Origin of the sequence: Klebsiella sp. HMSC25G12 (genome assembly GCF_001807705.1) — a bacterium.
Taxonomy (GTDB): domain Bacteria; phylum Pseudomonadota; class Gammaproteobacteria; order Enterobacterales; family Enterobacteriaceae; genus Klebsiella; species Klebsiella variicola.
Window position 1 is genome coordinate 1 of sequence record NZ_KV789826.1, and the last position, 20,475, is coordinate 20,475.

Below are 20,475 nucleotides of genomic sequence, written 5' to 3' on the forward strand. Positions count from 1 at the left end.
ATGCCTTCAGCCACCACAACAAGGGAAGACCCTCATCCATACAGTATTTATCTATACTGGGTGTGTTCACTTTGTGCCATTCGGGGGCCGCAAGTTTGACCGGCGCAACGAAGTCCTGGCTGAAACGGGTGGTGCCGTCAGTGCCTTAACCCCGAGAGAGCACACTGTGTTACGTCAACAACGTGCAGTCACTGGCCCGCGCGGCAACGCGTGGCTCAGCGCTGCGCACCCCTGTCGTTGCAGGCGGCGGGCCGGGAAGCCGTTCATGGAAAGGATGAACTATCGGCCAGGGCAGACGCCGCCGGCGACAGGCAGGGATAAGCTGGCAACGGGCAGCGGAAAGGTACGTCAGCTTATTGTGCTCCTTAACCACAGGAGACGCGCGTATGGGCGGAATGGATATTATTATTTTAATCCTGAAACTCATGGTTGCTGTGTTGCAACTACTTGATGCAGTCCTGAAACAGTTCCGCTGATTCAGGTTCAAGTCGCACCTGAGGGGGGCGGGAAACCGCCCCCCTGCAGGCGCCCGCCGGGCGTCCCGGGATGACTTGATGGAGGAAACTATGCCACCCCTGTTAATTGCCGCCACAACGCCGGACGATCCGGGGTTCGTTGCGCTGCGCACTGAAAGCCTTGAACAGCATTTCAACATGCTGCGCCGCCTGGCGGAAAACTGGCAGAGCGGCAAAAACCGCTTTAACGCGCCGGGCGAAACGCTGCTGGGCGCCTTCGTCAACCACCAGCTGGTAGGGGTATGCGGCATCAATAGCGATCCCTTCAGTCCGCAGCCGCGGGTTGGGCGCATTCGCCATCTCTACATTAGCGAACGTTACCGTCGCCGGGGCATCGGCCAGCAGCTGCTGGTCTCGGTCATTACCCACTCCAGCGCCTGGTTCGATTTTCTTAACACCCATGCCCCGGCGCAGGCCTGGCCCTTTTATGAAAGGCTTGGTTTTCGCCCGGTGTACGATGAACCGCGGGTGACACATCGCCTGTTTTGTTCGCTTTAACCCCCCCGCTGGCAGGCAGCGCGGGCGCGTGTTACATTCCGGTGACCTTCACTGTTGAACCTGTCTGCGATGACCCTCACCGTATTCTGCATTTTGCTGTTCGCCGCCCTGCTGCACGCCAGCTGGAACGCTATCGTCAAAGCCAGCGGCGATAAAATGTACGCGGCGATCGGCGTCAGCGGCTCGGCCGCGCTGATCGCCCTGGTGATGCTGCCCTTTGCCCCGCAGCCCGCGCTTGCCAGCGCCCCCTATCTGCTGGCGTCGTGCGCGTTACAGGTGGTGTATACGGTGCTGGTGGCGAAGACCTATCAGGTGTCGGATATGAGCCAGACCTACCCGCTGATGCGCGGCACCGCGCCGCTGCTGGTCGCGGCGATAAGCGTGCTGTTCCTAGGCGATCGTCTGTCGCCGCTGGCCTGGCTGGGCATCGGCGTTATCTGCCTGGCGATTCTGGCGATGGCCTTTCACGGCAGCGTTAGCTCCCGCAAAGGCATCGTGCTGGCGCTGATCAATGCCTGCTTTATCGCGGGATATACACTGGTGGACGGCACCGGCGTCCGGCTGGCGGGCTCGGCGCTAGGCTACACCCTGTGGACCTTTTTTATGAACGGTTTCTGCCTGCTGTGCTGGGCCATGGTGGCGCGACGGCGAGAGGCCAGTCGTTATTTACGTCAGCACTGGAAAAAGGGCATCCTCGGCGGTGTCGGCACCATGGGCTCCTACGGCCTGGCACTATGGGCGATGACCCAGGCCCCGCTGGCGGTGGTCGCCGCGCTACGTGAAACCTCCATTCTGTTCGGCGCGCTGATCGCCTTTATCGTTCTGAAAGAACAACTGATGCCGCTGCGCATCGTGGCCGCCTGCGGGATTGCCGCCGGGGCGATCCTCCTGCGCCTGGCGTAGCCTGAAATGGCAACATTAGTTGCCGTTCCTGTTTACATAATCTGCCTGGAATTCCCTCAACAATCGGCGCTTTGCAGTTGTCCTGTCATTTTAATATGGTAGATTCCTCCATCGTTTACGGGATGTGCCAGTCACATATTCTTTATTTCTCTTTACTCGCAAAGTATTCATCGACATGAAACGGCATAAGAACTTCAATTTGTTGTTGATGCTGGTACTGCTGGTGGCCGTCGGCCAGATGGCGCAGACCATTTATATTCCGGCTATTGCCGACATGGCGGTCGCGCTGAACGTCCGCGAAGGGGCGGTACAAAGCGTGATGGCGGCCTATCTGCTGACCTATGGTATTTCACAGCTGTTCTACGGCCCGCTCTCGGACCGCGTCGGTCGCCGTCCGGTGATCCTCGTCGGGATGTCGATTTTTATGCTGGCGACGCTGGTAGCTATTACCACCCATAGCCTGCCGGTGCTGATCGCCGCCAGCGCCATGCAGGGGATGGGCACCGGGGTCGGCGGCGTAATGGCGCGCACCCTGCCCCGCGACCTGTACGAAGGCGCGCAGCTGCGTCATGCCAATAGCCTGTTAAATATGGGTATTCTGGTCAGCCCGCTGATTGCGCCGCTGCTCGGCGGCATCCTCGACACCCTGTGGAGCTGGCGCGCCTGCTACGCCTTCTTGCTGGTGCTGTGCGCGGGCGTGACCTTCAGCATGGCGAAGTGGATGCCGGAAACGCGCCCGGAAGGGGCGCCACGCACCAAACTCCTGACCAGCTACAAAACGCTGTTCGGTACCGGGGCGTTTAACTGCTATCTGCTGATGCTGATCGGCGGCCTGGCCGGGATTGCGGTGTTCGAAGCCTGTTCCGGGGTGCTGATGGGCGCGGTGCTCGGCCTGAGCAGCATGGCGGTGAGTATTCTGTTTATTCTGCCGATCCCGGCGGCGTTCTTCGGCGCGTGGTTTGCCGGCCGGCCGAACAAGCGTTTCCCGACGCTGATGTGGCAGTCGGTGATCTGCTGCCTGCTGGCAGGTTTGATGATGTGGATCCCTGGACTGCTGGGCATCATGACCGTCTGGACCCTGCTGGTGCCGGCGGCGCTGTTCTTCTTCGGCGCCGGGATGTTATTCCCGCTGGCCACCAGCGGCGCGATGGAGCCGTTCCCGTTTCTCGCCGGTACCGCCGGGGCCCTGGTGGGCGGCTTGCAGAATATCGGCTCCGGCGTGCTGGCCTGGCTGTCGGCGATGATGCCGCAAACTGGTCAGGGCAGCCTCGGCCTGCTGATGATGCTGATGGGCCTGTTGATTCTGCTGTGCTGGCTGCCGCTGGCCTCGCGCTTCACCCACCATCAGCAGCCGGTATAAGCGCGGCGGTCGTTCCCCGGATGGCGGCTGACGCCTTATCCGGGCTACCGGACTGTAGGCCCGCGCAAGCGCAGCGCCGCCGGGCGATTATCAGGCACCGAGCCGTTGCTCACCTCTTTTCAGGTCAGGCTGTGCAGCCATTCGATAAAAGCGTCGATTTTCGGCCACTGACGGCCCGGCAGGGTCGTCACGTAATAATGCTGATGGCATTTCAGCGTCATGTCGCCAAAAGGCGCAATCAGCTCGCCGCTCTCCAGCCGCTTCTGCACCAGCCGTTTACGCCCCATCGCTACCCCCACATGATTCATCGCCGCAATCACCGCTAAATCAGAACGATCGAAGCCAATGCCCGATGATGGCGGCAGTTCCACCGCAAATTTCTGCGCCCAGCTATACCACTCATCGGTGCCGGAATCATTGCTCCATGCCTGGCGATCGTGGAGCAGTGTGCAGTGGCGCAGATTGTCAGGATGCTGCGTTAACTGCAGCTGGCGGGCGTAATTCGGCGTACATACCGGCACGATCGCCTCATCCATCAGAAAATGATGGCTCAGCTGCGACGACGGCGCATCATCAAAATAGATTGCCAGATCGATACCCGCCCGCTGCAGGTTGACGTTATCGTTGCCGGTCAGCACAGTCAGCGAGATGGCCGGGTAGCGGTGAGTGAAATCCCCCAGCGCCGGCACCAGCCAGCATTGGGCTATCGACGGGCGCGAATAGACCGTCAGGCTGCCAGAGAGCTCCTGGTTTTTGATGTCCAGAATCTCCTGATTGAGGCCATCCAGCGACGACTTCAGCGCCCAGTAAACGCGCTTCCCTTCTCGCGTCAGCTCCACTTTGCGGTGCGAGCGGACAAAGAGCTGGATCCCCAGCTCCTCTTCCAGCTGATTAATCCGGTGACTGACGGCGCTTGGGGTGAGCGCAAGCTCGTCTGCGGCCAGGGCGAACGACTCGTGCCGCGCCGCCACCTCAAACGTCGACAGCCTGGAGAGTTGCCAGCCGTTGAGCAACCGGGTACCTAAGGTTTTGAGTACATCCATTATGCGCTCCTGGCAAAAAAGGGGATCTGGATGATAAAAAAATAACGCCAGAACTTCCGCTCAAGGATGAATTAATTTGACCCATAGCATATTTATAGGTCAATTTTAGAGCTAAATCACCTTTTTGATTCAATTTGGCTCACCTGAAAGGCCATTTATATCGTTTGTCAGCCCATGCCGAGTTTCTGTTCAATAACCACACGTTACTTACGGCGAGGTGGGGTATGGAATCGCAAATCTGGGTTGTGAGCACGCTGCTGATTAGCATCGTGTTAATCGTCTTAACGATCGTCAAACTGAAGTTTCATCCGTTTCTGGCGCTGCTGCTGGCGAGCTTTTTCGTCGGGGCGATGATGGGGATGGGCCCGCTGGAGATGGTCAACGCCATTGAGAGTGGGATCGGCGGCACGCTGGGCTTCCTGGCGGCGGTGATCGGTCTCGGTACCATCCTCGGCAAGATGATGGAAGTCTCCGGCGCGGCGGAGCGCATCGGCCTGACGCTGCAGCGCTGCCGCTGGCTGTCGGCGGACGTGATTATGGTGCTGGTCGGCCTGATCTGCGGTATTACCCTGTTTGTCGAAGTCGGCGTGGTGCTGCTGATCCCGCTGGCGTTCTCCATCGCTAAAAAAACCAATACCTCGCTGCTGAAGCTGGCTATTCCGCTGTGTACGGCCCTGATGGCGGTGCATTGCGTGGTGCCGCCGCATCCGGCTGCGCTGTTCGTGGCGAATAAACTGGGCGCCGATATCGGGACGGTTATCGTCTATGGCCTGCTGGTCGGTCTGATCGCCTCGCTGGTCGGCGGCCCGCTGTTCCTCAGGCTGCTCGGCAACCGCCTGCCGTTTAAATCGGTGCCAGCCGAGTTTTCCAACCTCGACGTTCGCGAAGAATCGACGCTGCCCTCGCTCGGCGCTACGCTATTTACCGTGTTGTTACCGATTGGGCTGATGCTGGTGAAAACCGTCGCTGAACTGAATATGGCGCAAGGCGGCACGCTGTATACAGTGCTGGAATTTATCGGCAACCCCATCACCGCGATGTTTATTGCCGTTTTTGTCGCCTATTACATTCTCGGCATTCGTCGGCAGATGGGGATGGGCGTCCTGCTGACTCATACTGAAAACGGCTTCGGATCGATCGCCAACATCCTGCTGATTATTGGCGCTGGCGGCGCGTTCAACGCGATTTTGAAATCCAGCGGCCTGGCCGATAGCCTGGCGGTGATCCTCTCGAATCTGCATATGCATCCGATTCTGCTGGCCTGGCTGGTGGCGCTTATCCTGCACGCCGCCGTCGGCTCCGCTACCGTGGCGATGATGGGCGCTACCGCCATCGTTGCGCCGATGCTGCCGCTTTATCCTGGCGTAAGCCCGGAGATCATCGCCATTGCCATCGGTTCCGGCGCCATTGGCTGCACGATCGTCACCGATTCCCTGTTCTGGCTGGTAAAACAGTACTGCGGCGCCAGCCTCAGCGAAACGTTCAAGTACTACACGACAGCGACATTTATCGCGTCACTACTTGCACTGGCCGCCACCTTCCTGCTTTCTTTCATTATCTGAGCGCAAAGAGACGTATGATGAAACACGCTGACCTGACCACCTTAACCGCGACCTTCCCGCTTGTGCAGGATCTGATCGCCCTGAAAGAAACCACCTGGTTTAACCCAGCCACCACCACCCTGGCGCAAGGGTTACCTTACGTCGGTCTGACCGCCGACGATGTGCAAGACGCCCATGCCCGCCTTCAGCGCTTCGCGCCCTATCTGGCGGAAGCTTTCCCGGAAACGGCCGCCAGCGGCGGGATTATCGAATCGGAAGTGGTTGCCATTCCGGCAATGAAACGCAGCCTTGAGCAAAAGTTCGGCCAGCCGATTAGCGGCGATCTGCTGCTGAAAAAAGACAGCCACCTGCCGATTTCGGGTTCCATTAAGGCGCGTGGCGGGATTTATGAAGTGCTGACCCATGCGGAAAAGCTGGCGCTGGAGGCCGGACTGCTCACCACCGCAGATGATTATCGCAAATTGCTGACACCGGAATTTAAACAGTTCTTCAGCCAGTACAGCATCGCTGTCGGCTCCACCGGCAACCTCGGGATGTCGATCGGCATCATGAGCGCGCGCATCGGCTTTAAGGTTACGGTACATATGTCGGCGGATGCCCGGGCGTGGAAAAAAGCCAAACTGCGCAGCCACGGCGTGACGGTCGTTGAGTACGAAGAGGACTACGGCGTCGCCGTCGAACAGGGGCGCAAGGCAGCGGAATCCGACCCGAACTGCTTTTTCATTGATGATGAAAACTCGCGCACGCTGTTCCTCGGCTATACCGTAGCCGGCGAGCGCCTGAAGGCGCAGTTTGCCAAAGCAGGGCGCGTGGTCGATGCCGATCACCCGCTGTTCGTCTACCTGCCGTGCGGCGTTGGCGGCGGCCCCGGCGGCGTGGCATTCGGCCTGAAGCTGGCCTTCGGCGACAACGTTCACTGCCTGTTCGCCGAACCGACCCACTCGCCCTGCATGCTGCTCGGCGTCTATACCGGGCTCCACGACCAGATAGCGGTGCAGGATTTAGGCATTGATAACCTGACCGCCGCCGACGGTCTGGCGGTCGGCCGGGCGTCCGGGTTCGTTGGCCGGGCAATGGAGCGCCTGCTCGACGGGTTCTATACCCTTGATGATCAGACGATGTACGACATGCTGGGCTGGCTGGCGACAGCGGAAAACATTCGCCTTGAACCGTCCGCGCTGGCCGGAATGGCCGGGCCGCAGCGGGTCTGCGCCAGCCAGGCGTACCATCAGCTACAAGGTCTGAGTGAACAACAGCTGCAGCAGGCCACCCACCTGGTGTGGGCCACCGGCGGCGGCATGGTGCCGGAAGAGGAGATGGCGCAATATCTGGCGAAGGGGCGCTAATCTTCAGCGCAGCAGCGGCATCAGCGCCTCTGGCGGCCGCTGCTGTCGGCGCAAGTCCCGCATCACTCGCATATAGGGCCCGCTAAGATCGTAGAACTGCCGGTAACCCGCGCACAGCGGGTCTTCCTGTTCGCCGCAGCGGCACAGGCGCAACCACGGGCAGCCGTAGCAGGTGCTGTTGGCCGCTGGCGCGCCTGGCTGGGTCAGCGTCTCGCCGCACCAGGCGCTCAGCGTCTCACTAAACAGCAAAATATGGATGCGCCCAATATCTTCCCGCACCCAGCGGTGAAAGACAGTGCAGAGAAACTCCCCCCAGAGCGCGGCGTCGCCGGCCGCCAGCTGCGGAATAAAATGGATAGCGGTGAGACCCTGTTGACGCAGTTGTGCATAGAACGCCTGCGGCTGATGGCAATGATGCGCCTCCACCACGACAGCCTGAAAGGGAGTGTCATGTTGCTGGCCGGGGGCATGAGTGAGAGGCAAATTCGCCGGACATCCTGTCATGACATATCCCTAATGAATAAAACGATCGGTTGAAGGTGAGTAACAGCAAACAGGAATGCCAGAGAAAGTACTGCGAGTGCGATCAAAAATTTGTCACGAACCGCCCGCGGCTGTAAAAAATCGCTATCGTCGACGTCCATCAGATGACGACGGCGGGTATAGCCCCAGAGGATCACCGCCACTATCGCCAACACGCCGATCGACAGCCAGAACGGCAGGCCGGCGCGGTGCCAGCTGTGTTTAATCGCCAGCGCCATCAGCGCGCCATAGCCCAACAGAGTGCGAAACCAGGCCAGCGAGGTGCGCTCTGGCTGTAGTCCCGGATCGCCTTCCCGCCGCGCCCGGCGTTTATCCGCCATACACCACCAGCAGCATCACCGCGGCCACCACCGCCAACAGCAGGATGCTAATCACCAGCAGCGTGCGGGTATAGGGAAGGTCCTGTTTCAGACGCATCGCTTTCTCGTTATTCAGCCAGCGCAGATAGCCATAGATGGCCATGCCGCCGGCAAAGAGACACAGCAGCAGGGCAAGAATTTCACGGATCAGCGGCGTGGCAAAGTCCGGCGCTAACTGGTCAAGGCCGACGCCGGCGGCGAGAAAACCGAGCGCCGTGCGGATCCACGCCAGAAAGGTGCGTTCGTTAGCCAGCGAAAAGCGGTAATCCGGCGCTTCGCCGAGGCGGGAGATTTTCATTACAGTTCCTTGTTCATCGCGCTGCAGGCTTCAGCATAGCGTAAATCAGGAACCGGGGAGAAGAACCGGCGCCCCGCGGGCGCCGGTCAAACAGCGGGGATTAATGCAGCTCAGGCCAGTAATCTTTGTTGGCCGCAATCAGGTCGTCGAGGATCGCTTTCGCCACCGAGGCGCTCGGTACGGTTTTCGACAGGGTAATCGCCTGCCACAGCTTGTGGTAAGAGCGCTGTTCCCAGGCATCGACCACCAGTTTTTCCACTGCTACCTGCTGGCTCATCATCCCTTTCTGGAAGTGCGGGATGTCGCCAACCGTCAGCGGTTCCGGTCCGTTGTGACCCACCAGACAAGGGATCTCCACCATCGCGTCAGCGTCAAAGTTATGGATCGCGCCGTTGTTTGGCACAATCAGCAGCATCCTTTCCTGCGTGTTAAAGGCGATGGCCGTCGCCAGATCGACGATATACGACGCATGCTCGTCAATCTCCAGATCGCCAGCGGTGGATTTCCCGGCGGCAATAATCGCCCGGCAGGCGCTGAAGACGTTTTTCTCCCGATGATCCATCACCTCATTGGCGCGAGTACGCTCCGGGTTGGAGTGAGCCACCACGTAGTCCGGGAACAGGTAATATTTCAGGTAGGTGTTCGGCATGGTCTGCGGATCCAGCGCCTGCACGTCTTTCGCTTTAGCAAAGGTATCGTTCCAGCTGGCCTCGGTGTGCGGATCGTTAGAGGGCGGCACATAGCCATATTTCGCCACATATTCACGCAGTTTCGGCATCAAATCGTTGCCGTCGAGGTCCTCAATCGATGTCCACCAGCCGAAGTGATTGAGGCCGTAGTAGCGCACGCGCATCTGTTTGCGATCTTTGAGGCCGACAATCTGTGCCATCCGCCCTTCAATGCCGATCGGCATATCGCAGATATTGAGGATTTTGGCGTTCGGCCGCAGACGTCGGGTGGCTTCCGCCACAATCGCCGCCGGGTTGGAGTAGTTAAGCATCCAGGCGTTCGGCGAATATTTTTCCATATAATCCACCAGCTCCAGCACGCCGCCGATAGAGCGCATACCGTAGGCGATCCCCCCCGGACCGCAGGTCTCCTGGCCCAGCACGCCGTGGCGCAGCGGGATTTTCTCATCCTGTTCACGCATCGGATATTTACCGACGCGGATATGCGCCATGACGAAATCAACATCGGTAAACGCCGCCTGCGGATCGGTGGTATAGCTGAACTCAATCTCCGGCGCCTGCTCTTTGAGGATCACTTTGCACGCCTCGGCGATGGTCTCCTGACGCGCGCCGTCGTTGTCGTAAAATTTCAGCGACCGCAGCGGAAAACGATCCTGGTTTGCCAGCAGCATCAGAACAATGCCCGGGGTGAAGGTGCTGCCGCCGCCTGCGATAACAACTGAGAATTTTTTCATGATACTGCCTCCGTCATGGTGGTATGTTCGGTCGAAAGAGAATCTTTCATCAGGTTTTCCAGCTGGTCGCGCACCTGGGGAACGTGCAGGCCGACGATGACCTGAATCCCGTTGCCGCGGCGTACTACCCCGTGGGCGCCCAGCGCTTTAAAGACGTCGTCACTTTGCGTTTTCGCCATATCGACCAGCGCGATGCGCAGTCGGGTGGCGCAGTTGTTGATGCTTTCAATGTTGTCGGCGCCGCCGAGGGCCTGCAGGAAGCCAGCGGCCTGACCCAGCCGGGTCTCTGGCGCGGCGGCGGCCGTGGTTTTACCTCGTGCCGCCTGGTAATCGGCCTTGCTGTAGAGCTTGATTTCGCTCTCTTCCCGGCCAGGCGTCTTCAGGTTCAGACGCAGGATCAGGGTGCGGAAGACCACGAAGTAGAGGGCGGTGAAACAGAGGCCGATGCCTATCTGAATGAACATCATCGAGGCGTGGTGATGGAACATCGGGATCCAGTTTTGCGGCAAGAACTGGTCGAGCAGACCGCCGCCGAAATTGCCTACCACGCCGCAGATGTACATCACCGTCGCCATGGTCGCCGCCAGCACCGCGTGAACGGCGAACAGCAGCGGCGAGATGAACAGGAAGGTGAACTCCAGCGGTTCGGTGATCCCGACCAGCATCGCGGTCAGGGTGGCGGGGATCAGCAGGCCGGCGACCTTGACGCGATTTTCCGGCGCGGCAGTGAAGTAGAGCGCCAGCGCAATCCCCACCGAACCAAACACTTTCGAGTTACCGTGCAGAGCAAAGCCGCCCTCCGGGAACAACGTCTTCAGCGGTTCCGTACTCTGACTGAACGCCTGCAGATGCTCCGCCCAGTAGACCTGCAGACCGCCCTCCACCACCGCCGGGCCAAAGATGAACGGGCCATAGACGAAGTGGTGCAGGCCGGTGGGGATCAGAATGCGCTCAAGGAAGATGTAGACCCACACCCCAAGCGCCCCGGCTGAGCGCAGGAAGGCCTGCAGCGATTCAATGCCCAGCTGAACCTTTGGCCAGCCGAGCAGGGTCAACCAGGCACAGGGGATCATCGCGAGGAAAGCGACAATGACCACAAACGATGATCCCTGAAAGATGCCGAGGAACACCGGCAGGGGTTTATCGAAATAGCGATTGTGCAGGGCCGTCACCAGACCGGAGATGACGATGGCGCCGATAATGCTGGTGTCGAGGGTTTTGATCCCGGCAATCATCGTCAGGCCGCTGCCTGCCGTGGGTTCAACGGAAAAGTCGACGCCGAAGAAGTGGCCCCAGGTCATCCCCATGGCGTTAATAAAGTAGTTCCAGGTGAGAAAACTCACCAGCACCGCCAGACAGGCCCGGCCCTGGGCCTGTTTCGCCAGGCCGATCGGCAAACCGACGGCGAAAATCAGCGGCATATTACGAAAGACGGTCCAGCCGCCCTCTTCAATGATGTGAACGATCTGGGCAAACAGGCTGTCGGGTGCGGTCAGCGCTTCGCCGACGAACATCGGGTTGCGCAGCATGATGGCGATACCGACCACGATTCCGGCAAAAGGAAACAACAAAACCGGAGTAAACATGGCGCCGCCAAAGCGTTGTATTTGACTGAGCATTTGAAAATCCTCATGTAACAACTCGTAGGGTGAGTGGCCTTCTTTTTCTTGATTACCGGCCTGACTCGAGAATAGAAATTTGCCCGTCCGACAACATGTCGCGCCGTTGCGATTCGTGATCCCATTCATGGTTTTAATTTGGCCAAAGTCGTCTACTTCGATAACCAAAGTTAGACATCGATAAGTCAGACAGTGGAATTAACGAAATGAATGAGTATTAATTACTTGTAATAAATCTATTTTTTTAACGAAAAGAGAAGACAGCGACATTCCACTTTCCTGCACAAGAGGACTACTGGTGATCTACAAATCCATTGCTGACCGCCTGCGGCTGCGGCTGAATTCCGCCGACTTCGCCATCGGTAGCCCGCTACCGGGAGAGAAAAAACTGGCCGAGGAGTTCGGGGTGGCGCGCATGACTATCCGCAAAGCCATCGACCTGCTGGTGGACTGGGGATTGGTTGTGCGTCGCCACGGCTCGGGGACGTTCGTGGCGCGTAAGGACGTCCATCATGAAACCAGCAATCTCACTGGCCTGGCGGAAGTGCTGCGCAAGCAGGGTAAAGAGGTGGTGAGTCAGGTGCTGGCCTTCGAGGTGATGCCTGCTCCGCCGGCCATCGCCAGCCTGCTGCGGATTAAAATTGATGAACGGATCTACTTCTCACGGCGGGTGCGCTACGTCGATGGCAAGCCGCTGATGCTGGAGGATAGCTATATGCCAGTGAAGCTGTTCCGCAACCTGTCGCTGAGCCATCTGGAGGGTTCGAAATTTGATTATATTGAGAAGGAGTGCGGGATCATCATCAGCGGGAATTATGAAACGCTGACGCCAGTGCTGGCGGACAAGCAGCTGGCGCGCTCAATGAATGTCCCTGAGCAGACGCCGCTGCTGCGTATTACCTCCCTTTCCTACAGCGACAGCGGCGAGTTTCTTAACTATTCCGTCATGTTCCGCAACGCCAGCGAGTATCAGGTGGATTACCACCTGCGCCGCGTCCAGGCGCAAAGCCCGCTAGCTCAGCCCCCAGAACAGCACGGCGAGTAGCTGCGGGGTGATAATCCGCAGGAACATCACCAGCGGATAGACGGTGGCGTAAGAGAGCGCCGCCGCGCCGCTGGTGGCGTGCAGATTGTTGGCGAAGGCCAGCGCCGGTGGGTCGGTCATGGAGCCGGCCAGCATGCCGCACAGCGTCAGATAGTTCATTTTTGCCAGCATGCGCGCGAGGATCCCCACCGTCAGCAGCGGGATGGCGGTGATGAAAATGCCGTAAGCGATCCAGCTCAGACCCTCGCCCTGGGTCAGGGTCGCGACAAAGTCGCCCCCCGATTTTAGCCCGACCACCGCCAGAAACAGCACGATCCCCAGCTCGCGCAGCGCCAGGTTGGCGCTCGGCGGCATAAACCAGTACAGCTTGCCGATGCTGCCGATACGCCCGAGGATCAGCGCCATAATCAGCGGCCCACCGGCCAGCCCCAGCTTCAGTGCGGCAGGAAAGCCAGGAATAAACAACGGGATAGACCCCAGCAGTACCCCGAGTCCGATGCCGATAAACACCGGCAGCATCTGGACCTGCTGCAGCTTCTGCTGAGCGTTACCCAGCTCGGCGGCCACGGCGTCAATCGCCTCCTGACGGCCGACCAGGTTGAGGATGTCACCAAACTGCAGGCTGGCGCTGCTGCTGGCCACCAGCTCGACGCCAGCGCGATTCAGCCGGGAGATCACCACGTCATAGCGCTGTTTGACGTGCAGATCGCGTATTTTCTTCCCCAGCACTTTTTCGTTAGTGACCACCACCCGCTCGACTTTCAGATCGGTGCCGCGCGTCGACAGCGAGGTGGCCACCTCCTGGCCAATCACCAGCTGCGCATTGTGCAGATCCTCAGGTCGCCCCACCAGGTGCAACAGGTCGCCCGCCTGAATAAGGGTGCCCGGAGCAGGTACCATCAACAGCTCACCGCGCTTCAGCCGCGAACAGACGATGTTGTCGCTATTGAGCATCGGCACATCCTGAATCGCCATCTGGTTGAGGTTGGGGTTCTCCACCCGCACGTTAATGGTGTGCAAATGAGCGTGGCCGTTGCCGCTGCTCTCTTCAAACCGCTGGGCCTCTTTCTCCACATTGATTCGGAAGAACAGGCGCACCAGCCACATGGTCAGCAGAATGCCGCAGATGCCGAACGGATACGCCATCGCGTAACTCATCCCCATCTGATCGATCACCTCGAACGGTACGCCGAGATCGCGGAGAATTTGCTGCCCGGCCCCCAGCGCTGGCGTGTTGGTCACCGCACCGGAGAAGATACCGAGCACCACCGGGAGAGGAATATTGAACAGTTTATGCAGCACCGCGGTCACCAGGCCGCCGAGGATAACGATAAGGATAGCGAACAGATTGAGCCGCAGGCCTGAGACCCGCAGCGAGGCGAAAAAGCCCGGCCCCACCTGAATACCGATGGTGTAGACGAACAGGATCAAGCCGAATTCCTGAATAAAATGCAGCATCGGGCTGCTGAGGGCGACACCCGCCTGATCGACAAAGTGGCCGACAATAATCCCGCCAAACAGGACACCGCCAATGCCAAAGCCGACGCCGCGGATTTTGACATTGCCGATCCACAACCCCACTACCGCCACCAGCGCCAGCACGCTGACCGTCAATGCTATCTCACTCATGGTATCGTCCCTGTGAATAACACCATTAACTAAAGGGATTATGACCGCTGCCAGACGGGTTGTATGCCGCCTGGCGCACAATACCAGCAAACAGACCGGCACAAAAAAGCCCCGAAAAACGGGGCCTTATCAGTAGGTTACTTTATTAGCTATTTAGCGCCGGTCGTTCGCTGATGGCGATACGCTGCGGGGCAATCTGCTCAGGCTCATTGCGGGTCAGATCGATATGCAGCAGGCCATTGGTGAAAGTCGCGCCAGAGACCTCCATGTTGTCGGCGAGGGTGAAGCTCAGGCTGAAGGCCTGGCTCACCAGCCCCTGGTGCAGCCATGTGGTCTCTTTTTCCGGCTGCTGCGGCGTGCCTTTCACCACCAGACGGGTGCCTTCCAGTTGAATATCCAAATCTTCCTGACGGAAACCGGCCAGCGCAAGGGTAATGCGATAGTGGTTATCGTCGCTTTTTTCGATGTTATAGGGCGGGAAGCTCTGGCTTTCACCGGCGGTTTGCAGGGCGTTGGCCAGTTTGTCAAAACCGATCCATTGACGCAGCAGGGGGGATAAATCGTAGTTACGCATAGTGTTTTCTCCTTCTAAGAAGCGAGTGGATACCTGCGAATTCTGTAAATTCGCATCTGCTCCCTGACGGCGAGCAGGTTGTGACATCAGGCCGCCACGCGGCCTGAAACGGACAATTAGTTGATTTCGATGCGGCGCGGCTTGTTCGCTTCCGGGATCACGCGTTCCAGATCGATGTACAGCAGGCCGTTCACCAGGTTGGCGCCGCGGACGTGAATATTTTCCGCCAGCTGGAATTTGCGCTCGAAGTTACGCTCGGCGATCCCCTGATACAGGTAGGTCCGCTCTTTCTGCTCGGCGGCGTGGGCGCCTTTGACGATCAGCAGATTGTCCTGGGCCGTGATCTCCAGCTCGCTTTCAGCAAAGCCAGCCACCGCGATAGCGATGCGATAGTGGTTTTCGTCTACCAGCTCGACGTTATACGGAGGATAGCCGCCGTTGCTCTGACTTTGATTGTTTTCCAGCAGGTTGAACAGGCGGTCGAAACCAATGGCTGAACGATATAGCGGGGAGAGATCGAAGTTACGCATAGTAAATAGCTCCTGAAAATCAGCGAGAATCAAATGACCTTCCATCGTGGACAGGCCGCGGTAATCCGGAATACCCCTCAGGCGTATTCTCAGTGGGTTACACCTATAAAATGGGTTTCTCCCCGTGCTTTTCAAGGGATTGAGGGCGAATTTTTTTGCAGTTTGCCGATGATTGCTTAGACTGGGGGGAGGAGCACAAAAAGCAAAGTGCGATGCCCGCCACAGTGCGGCGCAATAACGCTATGCATTCACGGGTTGGCCCGATATAACCGCTGAAAGGTTATCTCAACGCCCGAAACGACGATGGAAGAACAATGAAAAGCAGACGACTGTTAAAGCTGGTCCTGTTCAGCGGGATAATAAGCCTGAGCGGTTGCTCCAGCGTAATGTCACATACCGGTGGCAAAGAGGGAACCTATCCGGGCACGCGATCCAGTGCGCAAACGCTGGGAGACAGCGATACCAACTGGGGTGTGAAATCACTGGTGGCGCTGGATATGCCGTTCACCGCCGTCATGGATACCCTGCTGCTGCCGTGGGATATGTTCCGCACCGACAGCTCAATCAAATCACGGGTCGAAAAAAGCGAGAAGGCCACGCTGGCGACCAACTCGGTGATACCGCCAGCGCCGATGCCTGCCCAGTAAGTTATCGTCCGGTCTGTGTGACCCACAGCTGGCGATAACCGTCCACCTCCTCCATCCAGGCAATCTGTTTACCGTCTGGCGAAAAGACGATCGCATCAGCCGAGGGCGCATGCGCATGCACCTTGGTTAAAAAGGTGATATCGCCTGTGCCGGCATGGCAGCAGGCAATCCGATCCTCCAGCACAAAGCCCAGCCACTCTCCTGATGGATGCCAGTTAAACGCCGACTGGATACCCGACGCATGATACGTCAACTGACGCGGCTCGCCCCCCTGCGGTGAAATAAGCCACAGCTGCACCACGCCGGCGTCATCGCGCATCAGAAAGGCTATCGCCGTCGCCTGGGGATTGGCGCGCACCCAGTGGCGCGGGACGTTCACCAGTCCCGGGTAGCGGCGATGGTGGGTGAAGGTCAAACGACGCTGACTGACGCCCGCCGGCGGCGCCGGCATTGTGGTTGCGGTACCGGCCAGCGGCGCCCCGCCAGGCTGCTTCCAGCCGGCTTCATCCTGCGGCAGATCGACAATAAACAGCTCAGGCACTTTATCGCCATTTTCCGCCAGGGTATCGCCAATAAACGCCAGCGCATGGTTCCCGACCCAGCCCTCTTCATAGGCCCGATTAATCTCATCGCTGCCCGGCACGGGAGTCGGTGTCGTGCGGCTTACCAGCACGCACCAGTGGCTGCCGCTATATTCGCGCGGATGCTTTCCCTGCGGCGTCACCGGCCCATATGGCGCCGCCACGCCGACGTTGCGCAAGTCCAGCGCCGGGTCGCGCTCGTGCAGCACGTGGTCGTTATAGGTAAAGCTGACGAACTGACCATTGGGGCTATAGACATGGACGTGGCTGCCGCCGCGCAGCGCGCCGGGCGTGTAAGGGGCGGTAATGTCCATGGCGTCCAGATTCTCGACGGCCCCCTGAAAGGCCACCACCCCGCGGCGATGATGAAAATCATACTGCCACTGCGCATCCGGCTGCTCGGGGCCATGAATAAACACATAGCGCTCCTGGGTTGGATGCACGGTCACCACGCCAACGCGCGCGCCTTGCGTGGCATGATAGACGGTCTCCACAGTACCGCTGTTTACGTTCACTCGCTCAATGGTTTCACCGGTGAACGACGCGCCGGACGGGCGGACGTCGAACACCAGCCACTGGCTGTCGGGGGTCCAGGTGCGGGTGTTAGTGAGCTGGTGGTTGCGAGGGGCAAAGGTAACTTGTTTCATGGCGTGCTGACCGGGCCGATATAAGAGTGGCGTTAGCATACCGCAATCCGCGCGGGGTTGAATGCCCGACAATGTGCTTAAAACGCTTCTCCAACCTGGAAATAGAACCCGCTGCTGCCTTTGCCGATGCCGTAATCAAGACGGATATTGACCCGCGGCTTGAACTCGAAACGATAGCCAACGCCGCCGGTAGGCAGCCAGCGGCCATTGTTCAGCGATGACAGCGACGGCCCCATGGTTCCCGCCCCGACCCAGGCCACAATCCCGTGCCGCCAGGTGAGCTGCCGACGGTATTCCAGTTGGCTGCTAACGACGTTTTTATCCCGGTAGCGCCCCTGATAGTAGCCGCGCATCCGCTCGTCGCTGCCCAGCAGGGGCATCATGCTCCACGGTACATCCCCTTGGGTGAAGGCGCCATCGGCCTCCCAGGCGAGCACGCTTTTCTCGCTCAGGGCATGATAATGACTATAGTGCAGCTGAAATTCATCAAAACGGGTATCGCTGCCTAACCCGGGGGCGTAATGGGTGTAGCGGAAGTTGGCATACTGGCCCCGGCGCGGGTTGGGGACAAAGTCGCGATCGTCCCAGTTGATATCGATGCTGGCGCCAGAGCTGAATACCGACGGTCCCTGTGGGGTACTTTCTATTTTCGGTAAATCGTCGTGGTCCATCTCATCGGCATTCTGCGCCGCCAGCGACCACCCCGCGCCGAGATAAACATTGTCGATCAGTTGCCGGTAGATTGTCGGGCGCAGGGTCAGCACCTGGGCGGTATATTTTTCCTTCTCGTTGTCTTTATATCCGGCGTGAAAACCCTGCCCCCAGTAGTAAGTCGGGGTATTGGCCATCGACCCTTCAACAAATACGCGCCACAGATCGTTGTCGAAAAAGGCGTAGTTTTTCACGCTGAGGCCAAACGCGCCGGTGGAGCTGGCGTAGCCGCTGAGCGTCAGGGTGGAATTCTGGCTGGTGGTATCCTGCGGATCGGGGCGATACATGCCGACGACCGCGGTGCCGATGCCCAGCCCCAGCTCCGGCGTATAGAACGGACCGGGCATCACGCCCCAGTCGATGCCTTTGCTGGCCTCGAACTTATCGCTGGCGCCGAGATGCTGCAGCCAGCCGTCGATTTTCTCGCGGCTGAGCGTCTCGGCCTGGCTGCCTGTCGGGTAGGCCATCAGCAGCAGAAAAAGGATAAACAGTCGGCTCAAAAGCGATACTCACCGGCGATAAAAAAACTGTTACGTTCGGCAAAGCCAAACTCGGTAGTAATATTGAAATGCTGCGTCAGCTCGTACTGCGCGCCCACCAGTACGTTCCACGGCGACTGTAAATGCTGTTTCACATCGAAGCGGCCGTTATTGTCCTGATTGGCCAGATTGACCATATTTTGCAGCATCGGCGACGGCATTGAGAGATCGTTAAGGCTGCCCTTAAACTCCTGCTGCACATCCTGATACATGCTGCCGACCCACAGGTTCAGCTTTCCGGCGGGGAGATGCAGCGTATCGACCGATGGCGTATTGAAACGATAGCCTACGCGTGGCGAAAAGGTAAACGCGTCGATACTGCCGTCGAGGATATCAAAGCGCGTTTGCGTGTAGTTGGCGTCCAGCACGGTAAACCAGTTGCCGACGCCGCCCACCAGGGTGGTGCCCATCCCGTAGGTGGTGCCTTTAAAATCGAGGCGAAAGTCGAGATCCTGCATCCCCGGCAGGGGGACCACTTTACCATTCGGCCCCTTCAGGCCGACGGCAATCTGCGAAATCGAATGTCCTTCGGTGTGTCCGACGAGGCCATAAACGTTCATAAATGGCAGCAGCCAGGCATCCAGCTTAAGCGTCTCGGTTTTGCTGCTTTCCCGCGTATTACCGACGCCAATCTGGAAGGCGTTATCCAGCGAGACCGGCCCATTAGCGAAAATGTTCTTCACGGCGTGTTTGCAGACAGGATCCTTACCGCAATCGATGTTACGGCCATCCAGCGACAGCCCGGTGAAGTTAATGCTGTCGACATTAATATTCTGCCGCATATCCATATAGTTCATGCTGACGCCGAACGGCAGCGGCAGGACGTAGCCGCGCTTTCTGGCCTCATCGCCTAAAAAAGGCAATATCGCGTTTGGTTCCGCTACTGCGGTCTCGGTTTTTACCGGCGCAGGCAGATCCGCCGGTTCTGCGCCGTGATAGGCGTATACCGGCTCAAGCGGCGCCGTTGATTCCGCGGCCACGCAAATCTGTACAGAGGCGAATGGCAGCGCAACCAACATCAAACGGTGGTATATATTCATGAAAATTATGATGTTAGTGAAGCATGGCGAAAAAGAGGGCGGGTAGCTTATAGAATCCCCTGTACGGAATAAGGGATTTAAATGCGGATTAACATCTGTTCATGAAAAAAGAGAAGATCGGCCCGGACAACGCCGGGCCTGAAGAACGCTTACGCTAAAACGTATTTTTCAATGGCGAAGGCGACGCCATCTTCGAGGTTAGATTTGGTGATGAAGTTCGCCGCTTCTTTGACCGCGGGAATGGCGTTATCCATCGCCACGCCGACGCCGGCAAACTCAATCATCGCGATATCATTTTCCTGATCGCCAATCGCCATAATCTCTTCCGGTTTGATACCCAGCGCATCGGCCAGGGACTTCACGCCAGTGCCTTTATTGACGCGTTTATCCAGAATTTCGAGGAAGTACGGCGCACTTTTCAGCACGGTGTACTTCTCTTTCACTTCCGCCGGGATACGGGCGATGGCCTTATCCAGGATCGCCGGCTCATCGATCATCATCACCTTCAGCAGCTGGATCTCAGGGTCCATTTTTTCCGCTTCACAGAACACCAGCGGGATGGTCGCCACGTAGGATTCGTGGACGGTGTAGTAGCTGATATCGCGGTTCGCGGTGTAGAGCGTGTTGCGATCGAGCGCGTGGAAGTGAGAGCCAACCTCGCGGGAGAGCTGCTCGAGGAAACGATAGTCGTCATAGCTTAGCGCGGTTTGCGCAACGGTACTGCCGTCACCGGCCTTCTGCACCAGCGCGCCATTGTAGGTAATGCAGTAATCACCCGGCTGCTCCATATGCAGCTCTTTCAGATAGCTGTGGACGCCAGCGTAAGGGCGACCAGTGGTCAGCACCACGTTGACACCCCGCTCGCGCGCCGCGGCGATGGCGGCTTTCACCGCAGGAGAGATGGTATGGTCTGGCAGCAGCAGCGTGCCGTCCATATCGATTGCAATCAGTTTAATAGCCATAGGATCCCCGGGTAAGATGAGTCTTCCCTCATGCTAACGCGATTCCGCTCAAAAAACAGTAAAAGTGTCGGGCAGAAAGGGGGATGGAAGCGGGAGCGAAG

Annotated in this window: 21 protein-coding genes, 1 pseudogene and 1 other annotated feature; of the genes and pseudogenes, 8 read left to right on the plus strand and 14 right to left on the minus strand. The window is 58.5% G+C overall.

The window, feature by feature from the left end:
• Positions 1-356 precede the first annotated feature (356 nt).
• The 4 genes from tisB to emrD all read left to right on the plus strand — a co-directional run bounded on the left by tisB (position 357) and on the right by emrD (position 3,276).
• Positions 357-476: a type I toxin-antitoxin system toxin TisB gene (gene tisB, locus HMPREF3096_RS05250; protein WP_004145059.1), complete on the plus strand. Its 120-nt coding sequence runs from the start codon at positions 357-359 to the stop codon at positions 474-476.
• Positions 477-566: 90 nt separating this feature from the next.
• The gene (locus tag HMPREF3096_RS05255; protein WP_012540266.1) at positions 567-1,013 is read left to right on the plus strand and encodes a GNAT family N-acetyltransferase; all 447 of its coding nucleotides are present in this window, start codon (positions 567-569) and stop codon (positions 1,011-1,013) included.
• Positions 1,014-1,082: 69 nt separating this feature from the next.
• Complete coding sequence (locus tag HMPREF3096_RS05260; RefSeq protein WP_012967016.1) at positions 1,083-1,916, plus strand: DMT family transporter; 834 nt, start codon at positions 1,083-1,085, stop codon at positions 1,914-1,916.
• Positions 1,917-2,091: 175 nt separating this feature from the next.
• Positions 2,092-3,276 (plus strand): multidrug efflux MFS transporter EmrD, encoded by a 1,185-nt coding sequence (emrD, locus tag HMPREF3096_RS05265; RefSeq protein WP_012540264.1) that lies wholly within the window; start codon positions 2,092-2,094, stop codon positions 3,274-3,276.
• A 119-nt stretch (positions 3,277-3,395) separates the two neighbouring features.
• Here emrD and dsdC read toward each other — a convergent pair whose 3' ends face one another.
• Together dsdC and HMPREF3096_RS30800 are read right to left on the minus strand one after the other, a co-directional pair.
• Positions 3,396-4,319: a DNA-binding transcriptional regulator DsdC gene (dsdC, locus tag HMPREF3096_RS05270; protein ID WP_032731523.1), complete on the minus strand. Its 924-nt coding sequence runs from the start codon at positions 4,317-4,319 to the stop codon at positions 3,396-3,398.
• Positions 4,320-4,332: 13 nt separating this feature from the next.
• Positions 4,333-4,452 (minus strand): annotated as a pseudogene (locus HMPREF3096_RS30800) (hypothetical protein); the annotation flags it as partial.
• 91 nt (positions 4,453-4,543) lie between these two features.
• Between HMPREF3096_RS30800 and dsdX the strand changes: the two are divergent.
• Together dsdX and dsdA are read left to right on the plus strand one after the other, a co-directional pair.
• Positions 4,544-5,881, plus strand: coding sequence for a D-serine transporter DsdX (dsdX, locus tag HMPREF3096_RS05275; RefSeq protein WP_012967014.1), 1,338 nt, complete (start codon positions 4,544-4,546; stop codon positions 5,879-5,881).
• A 17-nt stretch (positions 5,882-5,898) separates the two neighbouring features.
• A complete protein-coding gene (dsdA, locus tag HMPREF3096_RS05280; protein WP_070544325.1) occupies positions 5,899-7,227 on the plus strand; it encodes a D-serine ammonia-lyase in 1,329 nt (442 codons plus the stop codon).
• A gap of 3 nt (positions 7,228-7,230) precedes the next feature.
• Here the strand turns inward: dsdA and HMPREF3096_RS05285 are convergent, their stop codons facing one another.
• The 5 genes from HMPREF3096_RS05285 to HMPREF3096_RS05305 form a co-directional block, all read right to left on the minus strand.
• Positions 7,231-7,653 (minus strand): radical SAM protein, encoded by a 423-nt coding sequence (locus tag HMPREF3096_RS05285; RefSeq protein ID WP_032731525.1) that lies wholly within the window; start codon positions 7,651-7,653, stop codon positions 7,231-7,233.
• A gap of 74 nt (positions 7,654-7,727) precedes the next feature.
• Positions 7,728-8,090 carry a DUF202 domain-containing protein gene (locus HMPREF3096_RS05290; protein WP_008806755.1) on the minus strand — a complete coding sequence of 121 codons (363 nt, stop codon included), beginning with the start codon at positions 8,088-8,090 and terminating at the stop codon, positions 7,728-7,730.
• Positions 8,080-8,427, minus strand: a complete 348-nt coding sequence (locus tag HMPREF3096_RS05295) for a YidH family protein (protein ID WP_002923305.1) — start codon at positions 8,425-8,427, stop codon at positions 8,080-8,082. The genes HMPREF3096_RS05290 and HMPREF3096_RS05295 overlap by 11 nt, the downstream gene beginning before the upstream one ends.
• A gap of 100 nt (positions 8,428-8,527) precedes the next feature.
• Positions 8,528-9,850: a 6-phospho-alpha-glucosidase gene (locus HMPREF3096_RS05300; protein WP_008806754.1), complete on the minus strand. Its 1,323-nt coding sequence runs from the start codon at positions 9,848-9,850 to the stop codon at positions 8,528-8,530.
• Positions 9,847-11,469, minus strand: a complete 1,623-nt coding sequence (locus HMPREF3096_RS05305; protein WP_008806753.1) for an alpha-glucoside-specific PTS transporter subunit IIBC — start codon at positions 11,467-11,469, stop codon at positions 9,847-9,849. The genes HMPREF3096_RS05300 and HMPREF3096_RS05305 overlap by 4 nt, the downstream gene beginning before the upstream one ends.
• Positions 11,470-11,767: 298 nt before the next feature.
• Here HMPREF3096_RS05305 and HMPREF3096_RS05310 point away from each other — a divergent pair, with 298 nt between their 5' ends.
• Positions 11,768-12,514, plus strand: coding sequence for a GntR family transcriptional regulator (locus HMPREF3096_RS05310; RefSeq protein WP_008806752.1), 747 nt, complete (start codon positions 11,768-11,770; stop codon positions 12,512-12,514).
• Here HMPREF3096_RS05310 and HMPREF3096_RS05315 read toward each other — a convergent pair.
• The 3 genes from HMPREF3096_RS05315 to ibpA all read right to left on the minus strand — a co-directional run bounded on the left by HMPREF3096_RS05315 (position 12,482) and on the right by ibpA (position 15,247).
• Positions 12,482-14,143, minus strand: coding sequence for a putative transporter (locus HMPREF3096_RS05315; protein ID WP_032731527.1), 1,662 nt, complete (start codon positions 14,141-14,143; stop codon positions 12,482-12,484). The two genes, HMPREF3096_RS05310 and HMPREF3096_RS05315, sit on opposite strands and share 33 nt — an antisense overlap.
• A 145-nt stretch (positions 14,144-14,288) precedes the next feature.
• A complete protein-coding gene (ibpB, locus tag HMPREF3096_RS05320; protein WP_008806750.1) occupies positions 14,289-14,717 on the minus strand; it encodes a small heat shock chaperone IbpB in 429 nt (142 codons plus the stop codon).
• Positions 14,718-14,833: 116 nt separating this feature from the next.
• The gene (gene ibpA / locus HMPREF3096_RS05325) at positions 14,834-15,247 is read right to left on the minus strand and encodes a small heat shock chaperone IbpA (protein WP_004151523.1); all 414 of its coding nucleotides are present in this window, start codon (positions 15,245-15,247) and stop codon (positions 14,834-14,836) included.
• Positions 15,241-15,316 (minus strand) — a sequence feature (ROSE (Repression Of Heat Shock gene Expression) occurs in the 5'-region of heat shock genes and acts as an RNA thermometer to modulate expression.). It overlaps the preceding gene by 7 nt.
• 245 nt (positions 15,317-15,561) lie before the next feature.
• Between ibpA and HMPREF3096_RS05330 the strand changes: the two genes are divergently transcribed.
• On the plus strand, positions 15,562-15,894 hold the full coding sequence (locus HMPREF3096_RS05330; protein WP_004151524.1) for a YceK/YidQ family lipoprotein: 333 nt from the start codon (positions 15,562-15,564) through the stop codon (positions 15,892-15,894).
• Position 15,895: 1 nt separating this feature from the next.
• Here HMPREF3096_RS05330 and HMPREF3096_RS05335 read toward each other — a convergent pair whose 3' ends face one another.
• From HMPREF3096_RS05335 to yidA, 4 genes are all read right to left on the minus strand, one after another.
• Positions 15,896-17,122: a DUF3748 domain-containing protein gene (locus tag HMPREF3096_RS05335; RefSeq protein WP_008806749.1), complete on the minus strand. Its 1,227-nt coding sequence runs from the start codon at positions 17,120-17,122 to the stop codon at positions 15,896-15,898.
• A gap of 77 nt (positions 17,123-17,199) precedes the next feature.
• Complete coding sequence (locus HMPREF3096_RS05340; protein WP_032731528.1) at positions 17,200-18,333, minus strand: BamA/TamA family outer membrane protein; 1,134 nt, start codon at positions 18,331-18,333, stop codon at positions 17,200-17,202.
• Positions 18,330-19,412, minus strand: coding sequence for a hypothetical protein (locus tag HMPREF3096_RS05345; protein ID WP_074193343.1), 1,083 nt, complete (start codon positions 19,410-19,412; stop codon positions 18,330-18,332). The genes HMPREF3096_RS05340 and HMPREF3096_RS05345 overlap by 4 nt, the downstream gene beginning before the upstream one ends.
• Positions 19,413-19,561: 149 nt before the next feature.
• Positions 19,562-20,374: a sugar-phosphatase gene (gene yidA, locus HMPREF3096_RS05350; RefSeq protein ID WP_008806746.1), complete on the minus strand. Its 813-nt coding sequence runs from the start codon at positions 20,372-20,374 to the stop codon at positions 19,562-19,564.
• Positions 20,375-20,475 lie beyond the last annotated feature (101 nt).